The sequence below is a fragment of the Enterococcus sp. 1001283B150225_161107_E12 genome (assembly GCF_015556925.1).
Lineage (GTDB): Bacteria > Bacillota > Bacilli > Lactobacillales > Enterococcaceae > Enterococcus_B > Enterococcus_B mundtii.
Genome location: NZ_JADNNI010000003.1, coordinates 13,231 through 34,968 on the forward strand (window position 1 = coordinate 13,231; position 21,738 = coordinate 34,968).

Genomic DNA, 21,738 nt, shown 5'->3' on the forward strand with positions numbered 1-21,738 from the left:
GTGTTTAGATAATAATTTAGTAGAAAGACAAATATACATGATCAAAGCTTCACTACCTTAGTAATTAAGTCAAAATGTACAGGCAAGACTAATACAACAGCCATGCGAGTGAACTAGGAGACATCGATAGAGTTCACTGAAAATAAAAAATAAAACATTCTGACTAAATGAATTCTTCTTAGTATAGAATCCTCTAAAATGAAGGTTGGTAGAAGAAATGGAATATATAATGGATACGTTCAGTAGCCGTTACTTAACAAAAAAACAAAACGAGATGTTGCAACTGTTTACGGTTCTAGTGACAGAAAAATATTTGTCATTAAATAAATTAAGTGAGCGATTGAACCTAACGATGTATCAAACGAAAATATTACTGGTTGAACTCGAAGAAAACTTCGAACAATTGAATTTCACATTTTCATCTTTCTTTTTACTAGAAAAGGGGACGATTGGTTTAGTCGAAGGCTTTAATCAGGAACTGTTGCTTCAAGTATTTGTTAATTTGAAAAAAAAGTTTTTTAATGAATCACCTTATTTCCAATTATTGATCTATCTCTTGAAACACCGAAAAACTCGGGTAGTCGATATTTCCGAAAAGTTGATGTTTAGTAAGTCTTATAGCTACAAATTGATCAGCCGACTGAAAGATATCTTTCATTATCAAAAAATACCAATAACTATTAATAGTAATTTTGAATCCATTTCTTTGGAAGGTAATGAGATGTCTATCAGAACGTACCATTACTTAGTACAAATCATGGCCTATAATGTTTTCGCTGATAGCCAAACAAGAGTGAATATTGAACTAGTAGGTGGACAGTATGAGAGGTTGAAAACGACGAAAGTAAAGCATGACATTCTATTCTCGATACTTGAAAATGCTGTGTCACGTGGGTATATCATACAAGATTTGGACAAAACAGCGACAGAACTATTCGCTGATATGAAAGAACTGTATGAAGAGGACTCGCTAACAAAGTTGATACCAACGCGAAACATAGAAGATAGAGAAAAAGAAGTTGCATTCTTTTATTTTTGTAGACAACTTCTCATCCCTGAAACGACAAGCAGACAAGACAAGATAGTCTTAGGCAAAAAATTCAAAGAACATAGAAATAATGAAATTGTTGATTTTTCTATGAATGTCGTCGAAATATTATCAGAAAAATATAAGATAAATTCTGATGTGGAACATGTGATTTTATATGAAAGTGTCATCAATAGTTGGGCATACAAAAATATTTACTTCGAGAATTTAAAGGGAGTGGCTAATCAAAATAGTCCAAATAGTAGAATCCATGAAGTGAAGCAGCTACTATTGGAAATAGTCAAAAACAGGAATTTTCAAGTTGGTGATAGTCAAATATTTGCGAACAAGTTAGCACATATTCTTTCGTATTATTTGCCTATACAAAACAATGAAAGAGTGACAATTGCTATTTCGATGTTGCATCATCCGGAATATGTACCAGTTATCGAAAGTAAATTACTAACGATATTTAATAAAAAAATCATTCATTTCACTTCTGACTTAACTGATGCAGATATTTTGGTGTCTGATGGGATTGTGTACCACGAAGAGTCCCAAGATTTTGCTTTTTTTAGAGACATTCACAATAAGGATCATTGGGACAATTTAAACGCAATTGTCCAAGCAAGAATTATCTTAAAGTTAGAGTAATAAATTTAATAAATATAAATAATAAAAAAATTTCGAAGGAAACTTATTCTTTTCAATTTGATCAGGGAAAAGTGAAACATTCTGATGAATCAAAATACAAAGTATGATGATAGGATAAATACTGTTGTAAAAAAGAGGAATAAGAATGATCAAGAACAAAATATAGAGATTCAAGATACTTGATAGGTAAATGAATAGGAGAAATAATGACAAAAAATAGCCAAGCCAAAAAATACAAGTTAGTTGACTTCTGTTCGCTTATTTTCGTTTTATTGATGGGATGTTTTTTTTACATACAACCAGTAGAGGCATCCGAGGAAGATACTGCATCGATCCTAGTGGATGTGCAACCCAAAGAATATGAGATCAGAGATAGCTATCTGCAGTATACTCCAGAACTTAATAAGAACTATGAGTTCACTGCTACGATTACAAATATAGGTGACAAGGACTTAGATGTTACTGTCTATCCATCGGTTGCTATATCAACGATGGGAAGTGTCACTTATGTTGAAAATACAGAAAATCTTTTAGATGAAAAGTATGACTTTAGTAAATACGTGAAGATAACTAATGCTGATGGCGAACTAGAAGACGGGAAAATCAAAGTTGAAGCGAAACAAAGTGAAACGATAGCAATTTTGATCAATGTGACTGAGGAACTTGATGGAGAAGTTTTAGGTGGGGTGAATTTCTCTCAAACATTAAGTGAAGAAAGTCATGAAGATGCTGTAGATATCGTTCATGTCTATGAGAAAGTAATTCTATTTCATCTCAAGATGGATGAACTAGAGGCTGAAAAAGAACAAACTTATGATGAGTTTGAGTTTGTGAGCTCACAGGATGCGATAAGGCTTGATTACTATATAGCCAATAATGATCCTACAGTAACTTTTGCGGAAAGCGGCTCATACAAAGTAATCAATCCAAACGGGGATATCATTTCTGAAGGAGAAATTGAAGAAAGCTCAATTGCATTGACTCCAATGACTAAAACAAAGCTAAATCTACCGTTAGTTAGTGATGCAGAATTGATGTTTGGGGAATATCAGTTTATCCTAACTGTTGATGGCAAAGAAAAAGTAACTAAATTTAATTATACAAAAGAAGAGCTGGCAGGGTTGATAGAGGAAACAGGTGGTTCAAACAAGATTATCGTCAATCAAGGCAGTAATATCTGGGTGATCGGTTTGTTGCTTGTTTTTTCTGCTCTGTTGATCATCACAAGTGTAATACTTTATATTAAATATAAGAAAACGAGAATCGACAGCTAAGGCTTCGATTCTCGTTTTTCATTTCAGCCAGATGATCTTTGAAAAATTATGTGGTTTCTTTATTAGGTAAAAGTCCGAATGTATGAATGATTAACAATGTCAGGAAAGAAATTCCAGTACCAACAAAGCCAAAACACATATCAATAAGATCAGGTGTGTTTATGAACCCTAAGACAGTTTCACAGAGCGCATTTACTACGAGTAAGAGTAAAGAAAAGATGACTACATAATTGAATTTTACACCCATCAATAACCAAAAATATGGAATCAAACCTAAAATCAAACTAATTGAAAAGTTTGAGATATGAAGATAAAAATCAGGATAGATAGAGGTGAAAATCGTAACATTCCAATACTTTGATAAATACATGAATGAGCCAATAGCAATCACCACAAGATATAAAATAGAAGTCCATAACTTGGGTAAAAATTTAAAAGCGAGTTGGTTTTTCATGATAGGTCACCTCCGAATGATGTTTGAGTAATGAATATAGTGAGTTTTAATATGTATACACAGGCTTTTTATTGTTAAAAAAGAGGTGGTCAACTTCATTATAGCCTATTTACTTTATTATGTAATACATCAAACAGTAAAGGACACATCCATATCAAAAAAGACAATACCAAGACATGTCTGGTATCGTCCACAAAACAAACAATGCTTTATTCTTTTTGATTTTCCCAAATAAACAGAGGCTCTTCTGACCGATCATAATACTTTGGGTTTAATTTGATATCTCCATTGGCGTTGTTTTTCTGAACGACCGATAATAGCATCGGACTAAAACCTAAAATTGATAGAACAATAGAACCAACTACTAGTCTTGTTTTTCTTAGCATAATTATCCTCCCCAAGTAGAATGGGTTAACGCAAGTTTTACTAACTACAGGAGAATAATATTTAGTTGATTGTAGTTTGTCAAATTATTGATATATGTGCTGATTGAAAATGATAAAGTAAAAGCATTGATCTAGGTTCATATTTATTTAGTATTTGTTTTAAGGTAAATTATAGCATCATATTTATTCGGTTTAGTATGGACGTACCCGACTAATATTACAACTCATTTGTAGAGGCGATTAAATTGTGGTATTATATTTTTGAAAGAAGTCGAGAATTCATGGGCTTGATTGGAATTCTTGAAGAATGTATTTTCTTGCCTGAAAGGGTATCAGTTATCTGACGTGATGAAAGAGCCATTCATCAAAATCTTACTTTCAAAGTCAATGGGTGCTGACTTAAATGTAATCCTTATTTTGTAGCGAAGGTAATCTTGTTACGAATGAATGAAGTGTTTACTTACGATATCACGTATTTAAACATAGGCTTAGGAGAAGCCTTGATACAAAGTTATCAAAAACAAGCACCCTTAAAAGAGAACTGGAAAAGCGAATGTGCAGTCTGCATGTTCGCTTTTTTTACTAATTACAAATTAAATAGAAAAGAAAGAGAGGTTACAATGGAATATTCAAAAAAATTTGTGAAAACCTATCAATTATCTAAGTTATTCACCGAGAGTAATGAATTTCATTTGTTTTGCCAGACAATGATTTCTTTACTTACAGTTTTTCAAGAGGAATTTGTACATCGAAAAATAGATTACTTTTTTAAAGCGGGAGCAAAAGAGAGACAGCAAAAAATCTCTTTATGCGTACCTAAAGAAAGTATTATGCATTTATTTGGAATTAATTATTATGCATTGAACGAGAGACATACTGTACATTTATATAATCAGCCCAGTTTTGCTTTAAATTTTTATCGTGATTTTGAATCGAATAAACTGGACTTTTCAAAATGCTGGGTTGAAAGTTTAGCTAAAGTAAAAGATAAAATGTCAGTTCTTAAATATATCAAAGACATTAAAACTGACAATGTTAGAGTTGGAAAATATGGAATACTTAGAACTATACCCATGACCAACACATTAAGTATACATAAAATATTTTTGGGACTAGGACTATATCATGATAATCCTGAATTTTCAGTACCTCGCACTTGTCTTAATTTAAAAAAAGATAATGAAGCACAAAATAATACCTCCTTTAGAAATGTATATAGATGTTCAAAAATCATTGAGTACGAAAGATTACCCAATGGAGAATGGAAGAAAATAAGGCATGATGACTATTCAAAGTATCTCCAAGCGGAAAGGTCATTGAGAAAGAAAAAGAAAAAAAGAAAATAACTCTTTAATCAAAAGACTCATAAACTTATTTATTATTTTTGACTATCTTGCTATTTAGGTAGAAGCAAGATAACCGTTTCAGTATACATATTTTTCAAATAAAATTAACTAGAAAATGAAGCCAAGACTGTATCAGTCTCTGACTTCATTTTTTTATAGTTATTTATTGATATATGACATATTTCGTAGATAATCTGTTGACTCTAAAAATTAAGTAACATAATCTATCTAATCAGGTTTTTATCCAAGGATAGATTATAGTTTGTTATAATGTTTATGAAAGCGTTATAATGGATAGTCAAATAAGGGCATAAATAAAAGTAGCTAACATAGATTGCGTACATATATAGAAAGAGCGATTCGATTTTTGAGGTGAGTGAAAGTAGTGGTTAGGAGAGTAAATAGTGAGAAAAAAATCATTGTGGTTTGAATAATTACGTTTTTAACATTATTGAGTATTTTAGGAATAAGAAACATATTGGAACCTACAGAAAAAGAAAAACATATTACTTTTTTAAAAGCACATGAAAAGGGAATGATGAAGTATATAAAAAGTTATAGTTCTCAAGATGGGAAAATTACATTTGATTGGGAGACAACAGCAGTAAAAACAGATATTTCATTTTCTAAACCTGCATTGATTATTAAGTTTGATATTAGCGACAGTTCAAAATCAGAGTATAACAATTGGGGTTATGTACTTAGGGTAAAAACTGATGTAAAAAAATTAAATAAAATAAGTGAATTGATAGTCTTAAATGATCCTATCTATTCTAATATTCAGGATGACAGAGATGGCTGATTTTGAAGAGAATTTTAATCTATCTGTTGATATAGTGAAATGTGCGCTTGTAGGATGCCCAAAAAGATTTACATATGGATCAATTTAAAAAAGTAATGTACGCAAAAGATCTTATAAATTGAAGGAACAAAGAACGAGGGGATAATCGATTGGGAAAGATAAAATGGTTGATTCCATTAAGTTTAGGTATATTATTCATGCTTGTCGCAACGATAGAAGTGAAGAAGATGAGCAAGCCAACAGAAAGAGAAAAACAAGTAGCTTTTTTAAGGGCACATGAAGCAGAAATGACAGAGTATGTGAAATCTCAAAATGCAAAGATTCAAAGTGTTGAGTATGAATGGGATAGTGTAAGAGTTGATGATATAGGAAATGGGACACCTATGGGCGCTGGAAAATTATTTACCATTAATGGGAGATTCAATGATATCGAAGAGTCAAACTTCATTCTAAGTTTTGGAGTTGATGATAAAAAAATGCCTGAACTTGATACTATAAGACTTTTAAGCTCTTTATATGTAGAGGGGAGAATTTATGAGTAAATTAGAGAATTCTGACAAGATTTCTCTAAAAACAGTAAAAGAATATGAAACAATACGATATCGAAAGTAAAGAAAGATATGAAATGTAAAGCTATGTAAAAATACATATAAAAATGAATCTAGCATAAAAATATTGCTAAAATCAAAAACGCTGTTTTGTAAAAAAAATCCCTGATACACGTGAAAGTATTGATAGAATGCCTGAACATATACAAAAAATCCAAAATTTGGAAGATCGAGGAAGGGGGAATAATCAATTGGGAAAGAAGCGATGGTTGATTTCAGTAAGTATAGGTGTATTATTAGTGCTTTTGATAACGATAGGAGTGAATAGAATGAGCCAACCAACAGAAAAAGAGAACCAAATTGCTTTTTTGAAAGAGCATGAAAGTAAAATGACAGAATATATTAACCAATCTGAAGGTAAAAAAGTAACAGCGATTGATTATGATTGGAACAATGTTAATCAAGTGGTTATCGGAAATGGTCTTCCTAGTGGTGCAGGTAAAAAAATTCAAATTTTTGGATTCGTAAATAATAAGCCAAATATGGATTTCAGGCTTGATATAAAATTAAATAAAAACAATATACCTGATATGTCAACTTTACATTATGGTCAAAAAATAAATTATGAGGGAGAACATCATGTCTGATTTAGAAAATACAAATAATATATATGCTAATTTTGCACAAAGATCTTATACAGGTCGTGAGATTAACTTTCCTTATGAAGAGCTTAGCTTTAGTAAAAAAAAGAAACTAGACAATAATAATTCTGTTAAATTCAATTTCCCAAATGCAAAAGATGCTCATGGAAATGATTTAAGCAAAGTCTACCTCCAACCCGACACCACCGTCAAAACAGTCAAGGAGTTAGGAAACATCCGAGTGCCGAAAGTAAACGGAGGCTATGAAATACAGAGCTATGTAAAAAACACATATAAGCAAGGTCTATTGACGGATGAGAAAGCTGGTTTCAATGCTTATTATGTGACGGATACCCCTAAGCTTTCTATAGAGACCAAACACACTTACTTTGTTACTAGAGGCAGTGATGGTATTTCTTCAAGTAATTTGAATCTTAATGACTGGTGGCATAATAACCAGGCATTTACAACAAAAAATGCTTATATTCCGCAAGCAAAATTAGCAAATCAAGCCATGCACCAGAAGATAACGGAAATGACCACACAAGCACCTCATGCTACAATGTCTGTCACAGGTCATTCTCTGGGAACGATGGTGTCGATTCAGGCTGTGGCGAATCTTCCTGAAAAAGATATTGCGAAAATCGACAAAGTGGTTTTGTTTCAAGGCCCTGATGCACGTGAAAGTATCAATAGAATGTCGGAACAGGCACAAAAAAATATCCAGAAGTTGGAAGAGCATGGGAAAATCGACTATTACGTCAATGCTTTTGATATTGTTTCCATGTTGAATAGAAATAAGTCTGGGGTAGATGAAATCGGGAATGTTCGTTACTTACTACCGAAATCTTTTAACACGACGTTTGATATGGAAGATCAAAACGGTTCTAGCCATGACTTTGGACAGTTTCAAATAAATCCCGATGGTACACTTCAGGAAGCTAATTTGAAGGAACATGGCTACATTTTTGCTGCGGGGATCAAGGTTTCCCATTTGATCGATAAATATTTGACTCGTGTAGTAAAAGAAAAACCAGAAGGTGGGTTATCTTTTACCGAAGTTATAAAACTATTGCTATCTGGAGAATATAAAGATTTCGAAAAAGAATATGCCAAGATTATTGCAGAGGCAAAAGTTGCTAGTGAATGGAACGAGACGGTCAACGAATTACATAAAAGAATTTCTAATGCTTCAGGTTCTAAAAAAATCACTTTACAATCGGAGTTAGTTCAATCGATCATCCGAAAGGCAAAAAATATAGGCGAAGAGTACGAGATCATCTTTAAAAATGCACAAAAAGAATCTGAAGATGAGATTACGGCAATATCAAAAGAACTATTGGCTGGTGCGGGAGCAATCAAAAACTATTTGACTTATTGGGAAGTACAAGAGATGGTTTCACCATATGAAATAAATAATTTATGGGATAGCGGGCAAGCCGCATTAAATACGAATCAAGTGAAACAATATAAAGAGAAGCTGGAGGAGTTTAGTAATAAACTGGCGGTAGTAGCAAATCATCTTACAGAGTATGACAGACAAGCAGGAAATAATTTGTTCAAAAACAAGTGAAAGGAGTTTATCCATGGAAGATAGAGAATTACAAGAATTTCTTGAAAGACTTGGACAAGAACAAAAGGAACGGGAACGAGTAGCCATACAAGCACTGATCCTTGCAAAGGAAAGTCGCATCGCTCAGGCCAAGTTAACTTCGATCGAATCCCTAAAAGAGATCTCAGAAGGAATGTATCAACAAACAAATAATGGCTTACCGTCTACTTTAAAAGGTGCTTTAGAAGGGGAAAGTGCCGTTGCAGCAGAAGAGTATGTCAAACAAATGAAACAACCAACATTGGTCACACCTGTGAAAAGGGGGTAAAGAATGGGGACAGTAGAGAAACAACGTAAACTACAAGATTTAGAGGCGCAATTCTATCAAAACAAACGTCAGATACACGGTCAACAAGAAGAAATCGATCATCAGTTAGTAAACTTTAGGAAAGAAACAGGTCAATTGGTACAAAAAATCATGTATTTGACGAAGAATGATCATTGGGATAACCGACAATTCTTTCATCAAATGGAGGCAATAGATCGTAAACTGATCCATACGGCTCAAAACTATGCACGACAATTAGAAGAAAAAGAGCAAGAATTAACAAGATCCTATCGAAAAGAGATAGAGCGAATTCACGAAACCAATTACTAGAAAAAAAGTGTCACGATCTTTCACAAATCTCTCATCCTTATAGAAAATAGACTCTCTGTTATAATACATGTAAGCAAATAAGATAATAGGGGGAGAAAGATGAGCGAAGATGATGTGAAACAGATAACTAATACAGGATTACCATACGATGATATGGACTCTAAAGTAGTACACGCACGAAATCATGCGTTGAGACAATGCAGGAGATACAATTTTCTCGTGAATTCAGAAAATCATTATAAATACCCCATTTTGCGGGCGCTATTCGCTTCAATGGGTGAGAATGTCTATATCGAGTCGAATTTTCAATGTGAGTTTGGTTTCAACATTTCTATAGGAAATAATGTTTATTTGAACCATGATATGATCATTCTTGATTGTCATGAGGTGACGATCGGAAATGATGTTTACGTAGGGCCGAGGGTTGGTTTGTATGCAGCCAATCATGCAGAAGATCCATTTGAACGTGCTGATCATGTCGTTTATGCGAAGCCGATCCATATTGGCGATAAAGTTTGGTTAGGAGCGGGAGTCCATGTTCTTCAAGGGGTGACGATTGGTGCAAATAGCATCATTGGGGCAGGAAGTGTCGTAACAAAAGATATACCAGAAAATGTGATCGCGGCAGGGAATCCGTGTAAAGTGATCCGACCGATTACGTATAAAGATCGAGAAAAAAATATTAAAGTCCAGGATAGTGCCTTGTTGATGGAACGATAGCATGCTGGCTTTAGGAAAGTTTCTTTCAGTCAAACAAGAGACAAAAACTTTTGGATAAAAAACAATACCCGAACGATGGATCAGTTCCTTCTCATAGAGATGAGAGAAACTGATTCGACGTTCGGGTTTTTGCATTTAGTGATTAGCTATAGTACAAATATTCATCAACGATTTCTTGTCTTTGCCACTACTTGGTTTGGTAATTTCAACACAACGAGCGAAACGACAAGGACCGATAGCAGTCGATCTAAGTAATCTGTCGCTGCTTGAACAATCGTGACACTCGCTGCTTGGTTTAGTCCTAATCCGTAAAGAAGTTGGACAATGGCACTTGAACCTGATGAAGTGATACCGCCAAATAATTGGATCGTGATGATCGATGACAGTATGGTTCCAGGAGCTGAAAGGACAAACGTCCATGCCAATAATGAAAGTCTACTCTTCAAACCTTGGGCCTGTAATTTCTGTGGTAAAATCAACCCCGCTAATAACCCAGTGATGATTTGTATCGGGGAATAATACAAAGAGAACATATCCATCGTCACGCCACTAAGTAAGCTACTACTTAATCCTGTCAAAACCCCAGGAATTGGTCCGAGTAAAGCTCCTGCAAAAATCGTACCGATCGAATCAAGATAAATCGGTAAACGGAGCCATAAAGCAATCGTTCCACCGAGAAAGTTGATTCCGATACTTAGTGCCATGATTGTGATCATTCTTGTCGTGATTTTCTTTTGTGTCATCTTTTTTCATCCTATCTTTAATCTTTCCAGATCATTTTTTATCAATTCTTCTTGTGCATGTAAAAGAACGGCTAAAAACTTCCGGAAAAAAAGAGAGGTGTCTACATCTGTCATGATTAGACTGTTTGGTTTTTTCTGCCAAAAATCATAACGATCAACCAAGGTTTGTCCGCGGCTGATGCCTTGTGTTTCAACAGCAGTATAGCTAGTGAATCCTTGGCATAGTTGTTCATCGATGAAATACGCAACTGCCAAAGGGTCATTGATGACACAACCTAGGACGCGTTCTTGTTGCCAATGAAAGTCAAAGTAAAAGCGTGTGATTGCTTTTAAATAATTGCCTTCTTCGGGCGCGAGTTGGCAACAATATTCTAGGATCGTTGGTGTAAAGACGATTTCTCGTGTCACGTCTAAACCAACCATCTCAATCATTTGACCAAGATGTTCAAATACATAAGCTGCGGCATCAGGGTCACACCAGTAATTGTATTCTGCTACAGGTGAACAATTGCCGTGGCTTTTATACGTGCCACCCATCGAAACAAATCGATCCATGTGTTTGTCTATTTGTGGATTCTTTTGTAAAGCAGAAGCGATATTTGTTAGTGGCCCTAACGCGATCAGTGAAGTATCTTTTTGTTCAGCAAAATAACTCGCTAAAAAATCAACAGCGTGGATCGTTTCGGCTTGTTTGTCTGTTACTAATGGGAAGTTCGTTTCCCCTAGACCGTCCATGCCATGAGTATCTTGAGCGCTGATAAATGGCGTGTTGAGTGGTGTTGCAGAACCTTGATAGACAGGGATGTCTAAACGGTCACAACGTTCCAAACAACGGATCACATTTTCAGTTCCCAAATGTACGGGGACGTTTCCACAAACGGTGGTGATTGCGACAACTTCGATTTCTGGTGATTTTAATGCAAACAATAGCGCTAATGTATCATCGATACCGGGATCGCAATCAATAATAACTTTTCGCATTATTTCCAATCTCCTTTCTTTAGAGACACTTAGTTTTTTATCCTGGGAAGTTTCCGAACCAGTCCAAGGGGTCAACCCTTGATTCCAATGCACGGCATTAGTATACTTATTTTTATGAAGAATGTAAATGTTATGCAAACAATTCATTATCTCTTATGAGTGTTAGAAGTAGGAAAAAAAGATCGTTTGTAAGGAATAAGGTCTTTAAAATTACAGCAGATCAATGGTTCACTGTCTGTCTCTTTGATAGAACGTGGTACAATAGAAATGAACGTTGAAATACGTAGGAGAAAGATAGATCACCATTTAGCATACTTGAATTTTTGTTTCAATCACCAAGTAGAAAGTGTGGGATGCAAGTGATTGTTTTTTATAGTTTATTAATTATGTTATTAATGATCGGTAGTTATCATTTTATTGCTTATCTGTACGCAAAGAAGTTGATCAAAACTGGATTACAACGTGGTTATGCTTGGTATGAAGAAACAGGCCATCAACTCATGGACCCTGCCTCTTTGACGACAGTCGAAGAACAACGCCAACGTTTAGAAGATCTAGCAGAAGATTTTTGGCAACAAGGAGAACCCATAACGACCAAAAGTCAAGAGGGGTTAAAATTGAAGGGTAGAATGTTCTCTACTTATTCGAACAAAGGTAAATGGGTAGTCTGTGTCCATGACTATCGCAGCACAGGGAAAAAAGACATGTCTTATATCGGGAAAAAGTATGCAGAAAAAGGCTTCAATGTCTTGATCCCTGATTTGCGTGCTCATGGGGAAAGTGAAGGGGAGATCATTGGGATGGGGTGGTTGGATCGGTTAGATTTGATACTCTGGATCAATGAGATCTTGCAACGAGAGCCAGAGGCTAAGATCATCTTACATGGAGGCTCAATGGGTGCTTCTACGATCATGATGGCTAGTGGAGAGAAGTTGCCGAGTGCTGTCAAAGGATTGATTCTTGATAGCGGCTTTGTATCCGTTTATTCAGAATTTCGTTATATGTTAAGCAAATTGACGGTTTTTCCAAAAAAAATCATTATGCGACATGCGAATCGTTACGCGCAAAAATATGCAGGTTATTCTTTGAAACAGGCATCAGCAACGAGACAGTTAGGGAGCAATCATTTACCCGTTCTGATCATCCATGGTGAACATGATCATTTTGTCCCGATGGAAGCAGCTTATACGATCCAAAATGCCACGGCAGGAGATAAAGCTTTACTGCTAGTGCCTGGAGCAGAACATTTAGAAGCAGTAAGTAAAGATCCAGAGACCTACTGGACAGTGATTTTTTCATTCATTAAGCAAAGAGTGGGTCTATAAGTACAAATGATTGTTTGAAAAAAATAGGACTGGTAAAATCAAATTGAATAAAGAAACTGTTCGTTATTTTAGGGTTGGGAGAGTGAAATGATGGAAATCAAAGAAGAAAAGAATCGCTTAGTGTTATTGGACGATGAACAAAACGAAATAGGAGAAATGACGTGGTCGGATGCTGGTCCTGATATTATGATCATTGATCATACATTTGTTGATCCTGCATTTCGTGGACAGAAATTAGCAGAAAAATTGGTTGCTACAGGAGTGGAAGTAGCCAGACGTACTGGCAGAAAAGTGATTCCGTTATGTCCCTACGCAAAAGCGGAGTTTGAGAGAAAAGCTGAATATCATGATGTTTGGCGTAAATAAGCGCCAATGGTTATCAAATAAGCATTGATTATAGACGAGGATACAGGGGTATCGTTTGTCACAGAACCTGCAAAAAAATCGATGTGAAAAAGCCAAGAAATGTTCTTTAAAACATCGGCCATCTTATGAAACACTGTTGTCACAAGACGTGTTATGTGATAAAGTTAGAAGGACGATATTTTGAGAAAGGAGGCTGTTTGATGTATAATATTATTTTAGGGATCGTCATTGTCATCTCGATTATGATGGTCATTGCGATCATGATGCAACCAAGCAAACAAAATAGTGCAGCAAGTGCATTTACAGGTGGCGCAGATCAATTATTCGGAAAGCAAAAAGCACGTGGATTTGAAGCAGTAATGCAACGCTCGACAGCTGTTATGGGCGCTGTATGGATGATTCTGTTATTCGTACTTGCATTTTTATCTTCTAAATAAATCGTTCGAAACCAATGATCAGAAGTGATCATTTGCTTCATTTAGATTTTGAGGATACACGGATGGTTCATCGATTGTTCAAAAAAATAGAAGGTCTGGGAAACGAAATGCTCCCAGACCTTTTTTGTTGAATAGAAAAAGAACCGTTATATAAGAAGGTATTTGCTAACTATGGTAAAATAAGGCTAATGAGGTGAATAAAATGAAAAGTCTACCACAACCTATTTATGAAAAACATGGGAAGCGTGCAATCCTCTTACTGCATGCGTATTCAGGTAGTCCAAATGATGTACGGATGTTAGCCCGTTTTTTAGAGAAATCAAACTATTCGGTCTATGCCCCAATGTTTACAGGACATGGCACGCTTGCTCCAAATGAGATCTTAGAACAGGACGCTGAGACGTGGTGGCAAGACACGAAACAAGCGATCCAGTTTCTCTACGATGAGGGATTTTCTGACATCGCCGTATTAGGATTATCGATGGGCGGGATTTTTGCAGTCCGAGCATTATCAGAATTTCCGATGATAGGAGGCGGATTTTTTTGTTCGCCAATTTCTCCAGTAGAAAATCATGTGCCGGAGAATTTTGAGAATTATGTACGCCAGGTCTTGAAAATTGCCGGTGAATCGGAGTCGATGATCGAACAAAAAGTCGAAAGCTTTCGGCCACGAGTACAGCAACAATTAACAGATATTCAAGAACAAGCAGCAATAACAGAAAGTAAGTTATCAGATATCCAAAAACCAGTATTCATGGCTCAAGCGGGTCAAGATGAAATGATTGATCCTTATGGTGTCTACGAGACAGCAAAAAAACTTGCGCATACTGACATTTCCTTACACTGGTATCCAGAAAGTAAGCATGTGATCACAGTAGGAATAGCAAGAAAAGTGTTTGAAAAGGATGTATTGGATTTTCTAGAGAACTTACCTTGGAATGAGGAATAATAATGACAAAAGAAACATTAAAAGAAAAAATCATTTTCTTTATTGAAAGCAGTCGTAAGAAAAGTTTTTCGATGGAAGAAATCGCTGAAGGTCTTGGCTTTCAAAAAAGCGAAGATTTTAAATTACTAGTGCAAACCATCGCACAGATGGAAAGAGAACAAAGTATCGTATTTACCAAAAAAGGAAAAATCAAACTGCCACTTCAACCCATTTTGATTGAAGGAACGTTCCGCGCAAATGAGCGAGGATTTGGGTTTGTTACGATCGATCCTGAAGAAGATGATGTGTATATCCCCAAAGAAGCGACTGGCTATGCGATGGACGGGGATACTGTTGCAATCGATATCGTCAAAACGGCGGATGCCTTTTCGGATCGTGGAGCCGAAGGAAAGGTCGTTGAGATTCGTCAACGCGCAACCACACAAATTGCCGGAGAGTTCATCGCCTATACAGAAGATGAAATGGCAGAAACGGATCTTTATGGAGTAGTCATTCCAAAAGATAAAAAAATGAATCAATTCAAAGTGTACGCCGCAGCAGAAGGCGTTCGTCCAGTAGACGGAAGTATCGTGCTGATCGAATTGACCCATTATCCAGAAAAAAGCTATGCAACGAGTTTAGAAGGAATCATCAAACAAGTCATTGGTCATAAGAATGATCCTGGCATGGATATTTTATCGATTGTCGTAGCCAATGGGATACCGACCAAGTTTCCGGATGATGTATTAAGCGAAGCAGATGCTGTACCGGATAGTATCAGCGACAAAGATTTGATTGGTCGCAGGGATCTACGTGACCAGTTGATCGTGACGATCGATGGCGAAGATGCCAAAGATTTAGATGATGCAGTCACAGTTAGAAAGTTAGATAATGGAAATTACTTTTTAGGCGTCCACATTGCCGATGTTTCATACTATGTGACAGAAGGTAGCCAATTAGATCGTGAAGCCTATGAGCGGGGAACAAGTGTGTATTTGACTGATCGTGTGATTCCGATGATCCCGCAACGTTTATCAAATGGGATTTGTTCGTTGAATCCTAAAGTTCCTCGGTTAACAATGAGTTGTGAAATGGAGATCGACCCAACAGGGAAAATCATTTCTCATGAGATTTTTCCAAGTGTGATCCAAACAACAGAGCGAATGACTTACACAGCAGTCAATCAGATCTTAGAAGAGCAAGATGAAGAAACTATGGCTCGCTATGACTCATTGGTTCCTATGTTTCAAGCGATGGGTGAGTTGCATGAGATCTTAGAGACGATGCGTATTCGTCGTGGTGCGATCTCTTTTGAAGATCGTGAAGCCAAAATCATGGTTGATCCAGAAGGTCACCCTCAAGATATCCTCTTGCGGAGTCGTGGTGTAGGAGAACGTTTGATCGAATCCTTTATGTTGGCAGCCAATGAAACGGTGGCAGAACATTATTCACGTGCGAATTTCCCTTTTATTTATCGTATCCATGAGCAACCAAAAGAAGAGAAAATGCAACGCTTCTTTGATTTTGCATCTGCTTTAGGGATTTTAGTCAAAGGAACGAAGGGCACGATCACACCTAAGGACTTACAAAAAGTGATCGAAGATGTTGAAGAAAAACCGGAGTCAGCAGTGATCAATACCATGTTGTTAAGAAGTATGCAACAAGCGCGTTATTCTGAGGATAATTTTGGCCATTACGGATTAGCAGCAGAGTACTATACACATTTCACGTCACCGATCCGTCGTTATCCAGACTTGATCGTGCATCGTTTAATTCGTTCATATGGTCAAGATCCAAGTGAAAGCAGTCAGACGCATTGGGAAAATGCACTGCCTGATATTGCCGATCATAGCTCGAAAATGGAGCGACGTGCAGTTGAAACAGAACGTGAAGTGGACTCAATGAAGAAAGCCGAGTTTATGATGGATAAAGTGGGAGAAGAATTTGATGGGATCATCAGCTCTGTGGTGAAATTCGGGTTATTCATCGAACTGCCAAATACAGTAGAAGGTTTGATCCATATCAATGAATTGAAACAAGATTACTTCCACTACATTGAAAACCATCTAGCGCTCGTTGGTGAGCGGACAGGATTAACATTCAAGATCGGACAAAAAGTACGAGTGAAAGTAGTCAAGGCTGATCCTACTGAGCGAGCAGTTGATTTCGAATTAGTCTCCGCAGAGGAATTGGCACCGCTGGAAGCGCCAAAAGGAAGAAGAAAAGAAGCAAATAGAGGTTCTTCAAAACATTCAAATGGACGGCAAACGGACAAGAAAAAACGTCCGAAAAAAGCCGATAGTAAATATGGTCCAAAAAAAGAAAATGGGAAAAAAGGGAAAAAACCTTTTTACAAAGGCGTCACCAAGAAGAAAAAGAAAAAATAAATAAAAAATGGAAATGAATTGGGGGAATGTCCAATGCCAAAAGGCGAGGGAAAACTGATTGCGCAAAATAAAAAAGCTCGCCATGATTATTCGATCATCGACACAATGGAAGCAGGAATGGTTTTACAAGGTACAGAGATCAAATCTATTCGCAATAGTCGTATCAACTTAAAAGATGGATTTGTTCGTGTGAGAAACGGCGAAGCTTTTTTGCATAATGTCCATGTCAGCCCTTATGAACAAGGGAATATCTTTAATCATGATCCACTAAGAACTAGAAAGTTGTTATTGCATAAAAAGCAAATTGCGCGTTTATTGAATGAAACAAAAAATACCGGAATCACGATTGTTCCTTTGAAAGTCTATATCCGAAATGGCTATGCGAAAGTCTTGATCGGATTGGCCAAAGGGAAAAAATCGTATGATAAGCGAGAAGATCTGAAGCGAAAAGATGTGGATCGACAAATTGATCGTACATTAAAAAATTTCTCTAGATAATTTCATTATCCTTTTTCGCATATTCGGTGCTTTTAGATTTACTTAATGATAAAATTTGTTAGCATTTAATCTGATGAAACATGATTATCACAGGTTTTTTCTGAGTTTCCAGGCATCATATCATCCATGTTTTTGCTGATTTTTAGACTGAAATAAAAAAGTGTCTAATTTTCATGAAAATCCTTTGAAATTTCTATTTCGTGGTGGTATGATACCGTTTGGTTAGAAACCGATAAAGAAAAACCAGATACACACATGAAATTGATTTTATGTGAAATTCGGGGAAAAGAGGTGAAATGGATTGGATGAACGCTCGCTAACGTTCCACATTGGACCGGTTTGGTTTGATGGGACTGTTTGTTTGATGGTGTTGTTAACTTGTTTGATCGTTTTCTTTTTAGTTTACTTCTTTACAAGAAATCTAAAGATGAAGCCAACTGGAAAGCAAAATGCACTTGAATGGGTCATTGATTTTACACGAGGGATCGTTACAGATAATGTGCCTAGAAAAGAATTGAATAATTTTCATTTATTGGCATTTACCTTGTTTCTCTTCGTTTTTGTTGCGAACAATATCGGTTTAGTTACAAAAATCGTCTTACCTAGCGAAACGACACTTTGGAAAAGTCCGACAGCAGACCCGTTTGTAACTTTAACATTGGCATTTATTATGATCACACTTACTCATCTATTCGGGGTGAAGAAGCTCGGTTTCAAAGGTTACTTTGTCAACTCGTTCCTAAAACCTTATAGTTTTATGTTTCCAATGAAGGTGATCGAAGAGTTCACAAACTTGTTAACACTTGCTTTACGTCTTTATGGGAATATTTATGCGGGAGAAGTATTGCTAACTTTAATCGCAAAAATGATGACAAGTTTAGGCTGGTTCTCATTGCCTTTAGCAATTCCGTTAGAGATGGTTTGGATCGCGTTCTCATTATTTATCGGAAGCATCCAAGCATTTGTCTTTGTCACTTTATCAATGGTATATATGAGTCACAAAATCGAAGTAGAAGAGTAAAACAACTAGATTTAATTACTATTTAAACTATTTTAGGAGGAAGTAAATTATGAATTATATCGCAGCAGCAATCGCAATCTTAGGGGCAGCTATCGGAGCTGGTTACGGTAATGGTCAAGTAATTTCTAAAACAATCGAATCAATGGCACGCCAACCTGAAATGTCAGGTCAATTACGTACAACGATGTTTATTGGGGTAGCCTTAGTCGAAGCCGTTCCTATTCTAGGTGTTGTTATCGCCTTGATCCTAGTTTTTGGTGTGTAATAAAAATGCTCAGGTTGCGCGATAGTCAAAAAAGCTATCTTAAATACGCAATCTAAGAAAACTGGATTCTCAGAGAAAGGAAGGCTAACCTATGCTGAATCAATTGGCAATTGCAGAAGTTGGCAATCCGATGTTAGGTAATATCATCGTTGTCAGCGGCTCATTTTTGATATTAATGGTCCTATTAAAACACTTTGCGTGGGGACCGATCAGCGATATTTTGAAAAAACGTGAAGATAAGATCGCCAATGATTTAGATTCTGCAGAACAATCTCGCATCAAATCAGCAAAATTAGAACAAGAACGTGAGCAACAATTGTTGGCTTCTCGCTCTGATGCTGCGGATATCATCAAACATGCGAAAGAAAGTGGAGAATTAAGCCGCCAAAATATTTTGAAGGAGACGCAAGAAGAAGTTGCTCGTCTAAAAAGTAAAGCCCAATCGGATATCACGATGGAACGTGATACGGCATTGAACTCAGTGAAAGACGATGTAGCTGAACTTTCTCTTCAAATCGCGGAAAAAATCTTGAATAAAGAATTATCTCCAGAAATGCACGAATCTTTAATCAATCAATATATCGAAGGTCTAGGTTCGTCAAATGAAACTAGATAAATATACAGTAGGTAGACGTTACGGAAAAGCATTATTTGAACTGGCGATCGATTCAAATAATACAGAAGAAATTTACCAAGAACTTCTTAGTCTACGTAAAATCTATGCGGATGTTCCTGAATTAGGGAGTATCCTTAGTGATGTTCGGTTGGAACCGCATGAAAAGCGATTGATCATGGACAAATTAGTCAGTGGTTATCAAGGAATCGTAAAAAACTTTTTAGAAGTCGTGTTCATGTACAATCGGATGAACGATCTACCTTTGATGATCGACGAATATGAACATCGTTACAATGAAAATAATGGTTTGTTACTAGGAAGTGTGACTACAGCAGTCCCACTTTCAGCGGAACAATTGACTAGACTTGAAGAAAATGTCGCTAAAACAATGAACTATCAAACGGTCGAATTGAAGCAACAAGTTGATTCTAGGATCATTGGTGGGGCAATTGTAGAAGCAGATCATCAAGTGATCGACGGAAGCATTCGGACGCAGTTGGAAAAATTGCGTAATCAATTAAATAGATAGTACAAAGAGGTAGGTGAATCGAATGGCTATCAAAGCAGAAGAAATTAGTGCCTTGATTAAAGAACAAATTGAACATTATGAAAACGTGCTTTCAGTCGAAGAAATCGGTACAGTCACTTATGTTGGTGACGGAATCGCACGTGCGCATGGACTTGAAAATGCCATGAGTGGTGAACTACTTGAATTTTCGAACGGTTCATATGGTATGGCACAAAACTTGGAATCAAATGATGTCGGAATCATTATCTTAGGAGATTTTGAATCCATTCGTGAAGGGGATAAAGTAAAACGCACAGGAAAGATCATGGAAGTACCTGTAGGGGACGCAATGATCGGACGTGTCGTCAATCCATTAGGACAACCCATTGACGGGCTAGGAGAAATCGTGACGGACAAAACACGTCCAGTTGAAGCGATGGCACCTGGTGTTATGCAACGTAAATCAGTCAACGAACCAATGCAAACAGGGTTGAAAGCGATCGATGCGTTAGTACCGATCGGACGTGGACAACGTGAATTAGTTATCGGTGACCGTAAAACAGGGAAAACATCGATTGCAATCGATACGATCATCAACCAAAAAGGTCAAGATATGATTTGTATCTATGTAGCCATTGGACAAAAAGATTCAACGGTACGTACACAAGTAGAAACATTGAAAAAATATGGCGCAATGGATTATACGATCGTAGTCAATGCGGGAGCCTCTCAACCTGCACCATTGCTATACATCGCACCTTATGCTGGAACAGCTATGGGTGAAGAATTCATGTATAACGGCAAACATGTATTGATCATTTTTGATGATCTATCTAAACAAGCTGTTGCCTATCGTGAGCTTTCTTTATTACTTCGTCGCCCACCAGGCCGCGAAGCCTATCCAGGGGATGTTTTCTACTTGCACTCACGTTTGTTAGAACGTGCAGCAAAATTAAGTGATGATCTAGGTGGAGGGTCAATGACTGCTTTACCATTTGTTGAAACACAAGCTGGGGATATCTCTGCTTATATTCCAACAAACGTCATTTCGATCACTGATGGACAAATCTTCTTAGAAAGTGATTTGTTCTATGCGGGAACTCGTCCAGCCGTAGATGCAGGGTTATCAGTTTCTCGTGTTGGTGGTTCAGCACAGATCAAAGCAATGAAAAAAGTTGCCGGAACATTGCGTCTAGACTTAGCAAGTTACCGTGAATTAGAAGCATTTACCCAATTTGGTTCTGATTTAGATGCGGCGACACAAGCGAAATTGAATCGTGGTCGTCGTACAGTAGAAATCTTGAAGCAAAAATTACATGCACCTCTTGCAGTGGAAAAACAAGTAGTCATCTTATATGCATTGACACACGGTTACTTAGACAGTATCCCTGTAGATAGCATCTTAGATTTTGAACATGAGTTATTTGAATATCTTGAGACAAATCATGCAGATCTCTTTGAAACGATCCGTACAACGAAAGATCTTCCTGAAGAAGAAGCGTTGAACCAAGCAATTCAAGAGTACAAAGATATCTTTATGGCAACAAAAGGAAATAATTCTTCAACAGAAGACAAATTGAAATCCATTCAAAATGCATAGT

25 protein-coding genes are annotated in these 21,738 nt (G+C 36.6%); 21 read left to right on the top strand and 4 right to left on the bottom strand.

All coding sequences use genetic code 11. From position 1 onward, the window contains the following. Positions 1-217: 217 nt before the first annotated feature. Positions 218-1,681 carry a helix-turn-helix domain-containing protein gene (locus I2F89_RS03180; RefSeq protein WP_161641854.1) on the top strand — a complete coding sequence of 488 codons (1,464 nt, stop codon included), beginning with the start codon at positions 218-220 and terminating at the stop codon, positions 1,679-1,681. A 206-nt stretch (positions 1,682-1,887) separates the two neighbouring features. After that, complete coding sequence (locus I2F89_RS03185) at positions 1,888-2,955, top strand: WxL protein peptidoglycan domain-containing protein (protein ID WP_195513473.1); 1,068 nt, start codon at positions 1,888-1,890, stop codon at positions 2,953-2,955. 46 nt (positions 2,956-3,001) lie between these two features. On the opposite strand, the gene I2F89_RS03190 is transcribed toward I2F89_RS03185, so the two are convergent. Then, positions 3,002-3,409 carry a hypothetical protein gene (locus I2F89_RS03190; RefSeq protein ID WP_071866731.1) on the bottom strand — a complete coding sequence of 136 codons (408 nt, stop codon included), beginning with the start codon at positions 3,407-3,409 and terminating at the stop codon, positions 3,002-3,004. Positions 3,410-3,618: 209 nt separating this feature from the next. Further along, complete coding sequence (locus I2F89_RS03195) at positions 3,619-3,795, bottom strand: hypothetical protein (RefSeq protein WP_169823217.1); 177 nt, start codon at positions 3,793-3,795, stop codon at positions 3,619-3,621. Positions 3,796-4,238: 443 nt separating this feature from the next. On the opposite strand from I2F89_RS03195, the gene I2F89_RS03200 reads away from it, so the two are divergent. The 8 genes from I2F89_RS03200 to I2F89_RS03235 all read left to right on the top strand — a co-directional run bounded on the left by I2F89_RS03200 (position 4,239) and on the right by I2F89_RS03235 (position 10,062). Then, positions 4,239-5,141: a PBECR4 domain-containing protein gene (locus I2F89_RS03200; protein ID WP_195513475.1), complete on the top strand. Its 903-nt coding sequence runs from the start codon at positions 4,239-4,241 to the stop codon at positions 5,139-5,141. A gap of 478 nt (positions 5,142-5,619) precedes the next feature. Then, positions 5,620-5,943 (top strand): hypothetical protein, encoded by a 324-nt coding sequence (locus I2F89_RS03205; RefSeq protein ID WP_115358055.1) that lies wholly within the window; start codon positions 5,620-5,622, stop codon positions 5,941-5,943. A gap of 149 nt (positions 5,944-6,092) precedes the next feature. Beyond that, positions 6,093-6,485, top strand: coding sequence for a hypothetical protein (locus I2F89_RS03210; RefSeq protein WP_229078039.1), 393 nt, complete (start codon positions 6,093-6,095; stop codon positions 6,483-6,485). 335 nt (positions 6,486-6,820) lie between these two features. Then, positions 6,821-7,138 carry a hypothetical protein gene (locus tag I2F89_RS03215; RefSeq protein ID WP_019723972.1) on the top strand — a complete coding sequence of 106 codons (318 nt, stop codon included), beginning with the start codon at positions 6,821-6,823 and terminating at the stop codon, positions 7,136-7,138. Beyond that, positions 7,131-8,705, top strand: coding sequence for a cutinase family protein (locus I2F89_RS03220; RefSeq protein WP_195513479.1), 1,575 nt, complete (start codon positions 7,131-7,133; stop codon positions 8,703-8,705). The genes I2F89_RS03215 and I2F89_RS03220 overlap by 8 nt, the downstream gene beginning before the upstream one ends. 13 nt (positions 8,706-8,718) lie before the next feature. Continuing rightward, positions 8,719-9,012, top strand: coding sequence for a hypothetical protein (locus I2F89_RS03225; RefSeq protein ID WP_074799568.1), 294 nt, complete (start codon positions 8,719-8,721; stop codon positions 9,010-9,012). 3 nt (positions 9,013-9,015) lie between these two features. Further along, on the top strand, positions 9,016-9,342 hold the full coding sequence (locus I2F89_RS03230) for a hypothetical protein (protein ID WP_074799567.1): 327 nt from the start codon (positions 9,016-9,018) through the stop codon (positions 9,340-9,342). A 99-nt stretch (positions 9,343-9,441) separates the two neighbouring features. Continuing rightward, a complete protein-coding gene (locus I2F89_RS03235) occupies positions 9,442-10,062 on the top strand; it encodes a sugar O-acetyltransferase (RefSeq protein WP_010734876.1) in 621 nt (206 codons plus the stop codon). A gap of 164 nt (positions 10,063-10,226) precedes the next feature. On the opposite strand, the gene I2F89_RS03240 is transcribed toward I2F89_RS03235, so the two are convergent. Both I2F89_RS03240 and I2F89_RS03245 read right to left on the bottom strand, forming a co-directional pair. Continuing rightward, positions 10,227-10,805 carry an ECF transporter S component gene (locus I2F89_RS03240; protein WP_074799566.1) on the bottom strand — a complete coding sequence of 193 codons (579 nt, stop codon included), beginning with the start codon at positions 10,803-10,805 and terminating at the stop codon, positions 10,227-10,229. Between the two features lie 6 nt (positions 10,806-10,811). Beyond that, positions 10,812-11,786 (bottom strand): nucleoside hydrolase, encoded by a 975-nt coding sequence (locus I2F89_RS03245; RefSeq protein WP_074799565.1) that lies wholly within the window; start codon positions 11,784-11,786, stop codon positions 10,812-10,814. Between the two features lie 359 nt (positions 11,787-12,145). On the opposite strand from I2F89_RS03245, the gene I2F89_RS03250 reads away from it, so the two are divergent. The 11 genes from I2F89_RS03250 (at position 12,146) to atpA (ending at position 21,737) form a co-directional block, all read left to right on the top strand. Continuing rightward, positions 12,146-13,111 carry an alpha/beta hydrolase gene (locus tag I2F89_RS03250; RefSeq protein ID WP_177187660.1) on the top strand — a complete coding sequence of 322 codons (966 nt, stop codon included), beginning with the start codon at positions 12,146-12,148 and terminating at the stop codon, positions 13,109-13,111. Between the two features lie 90 nt (positions 13,112-13,201). Then, positions 13,202-13,477: a GNAT family N-acetyltransferase gene (locus I2F89_RS03255; RefSeq protein WP_019724263.1), complete on the top strand. Its 276-nt coding sequence runs from the start codon at positions 13,202-13,204 to the stop codon at positions 13,475-13,477. Positions 13,478-13,677: 200 nt separating this feature from the next. Then, positions 13,678-13,914: a preprotein translocase subunit SecG gene (gene secG, locus I2F89_RS03260; RefSeq protein WP_010734881.1), complete on the top strand. Its 237-nt coding sequence runs from the start codon at positions 13,678-13,680 to the stop codon at positions 13,912-13,914. A 202-nt stretch (positions 13,915-14,116) separates the two neighbouring features. Then, entirely contained in the window at positions 14,117-14,863 is a 747-nt protein-coding gene (locus I2F89_RS03265; RefSeq protein ID WP_086334968.1) for an alpha/beta hydrolase, read from the top strand. Positions 14,864-14,865: 2 nt separating this feature from the next. Continuing rightward, complete coding sequence (gene rnr / locus I2F89_RS03270; RefSeq protein ID WP_195513482.1) at positions 14,866-17,229, top strand: ribonuclease R; 2,364 nt, start codon at positions 14,866-14,868, stop codon at positions 17,227-17,229. Positions 17,230-17,262: 33 nt separating this feature from the next. Further along, on the top strand, positions 17,263-17,727 hold the full coding sequence (smpB, locus tag I2F89_RS03275; RefSeq protein WP_071866745.1) for an SsrA-binding protein SmpB: 465 nt from the start codon (positions 17,263-17,265) through the stop codon (positions 17,725-17,727). 301 nt (positions 17,728-18,028) lie between these two features. Beyond that, positions 18,029-18,748: a F0F1 ATP synthase subunit A gene (gene atpB, locus I2F89_RS03280; RefSeq protein WP_010734885.1), complete on the top strand. Its 720-nt coding sequence runs from the start codon at positions 18,029-18,031 to the stop codon at positions 18,746-18,748. A gap of 49 nt (positions 18,749-18,797) precedes the next feature. Then, on the top strand, positions 18,798-19,013 hold the full coding sequence (gene atpE, locus I2F89_RS03285) for an ATP synthase F0 subunit C (RefSeq protein ID WP_010734886.1): 216 nt from the start codon (positions 18,798-18,800) through the stop codon (positions 19,011-19,013). A gap of 91 nt (positions 19,014-19,104) precedes the next feature. Then, on the top strand, positions 19,105-19,629 hold the full coding sequence (gene atpF / locus I2F89_RS03290) for a F0F1 ATP synthase subunit B (protein WP_010734887.1): 525 nt from the start codon (positions 19,105-19,107) through the stop codon (positions 19,627-19,629). Further along, positions 19,616-20,158 (top strand): ATP synthase F1 subunit delta, encoded by a 543-nt coding sequence (atpH, locus tag I2F89_RS03295; RefSeq protein WP_086334967.1) that lies wholly within the window; start codon positions 19,616-19,618, stop codon positions 20,156-20,158. The genes atpF and atpH overlap by 14 nt, the downstream gene beginning before the upstream one ends. 22 nt (positions 20,159-20,180) lie before the next feature. Beyond that, positions 20,181-21,737: a F0F1 ATP synthase subunit alpha gene (atpA, locus tag I2F89_RS03300; RefSeq protein WP_010734889.1), complete on the top strand. Its 1,557-nt coding sequence runs from the start codon at positions 20,181-20,183 to the stop codon at positions 21,735-21,737. Position 21,738: the final 1 nt, after the last annotated feature.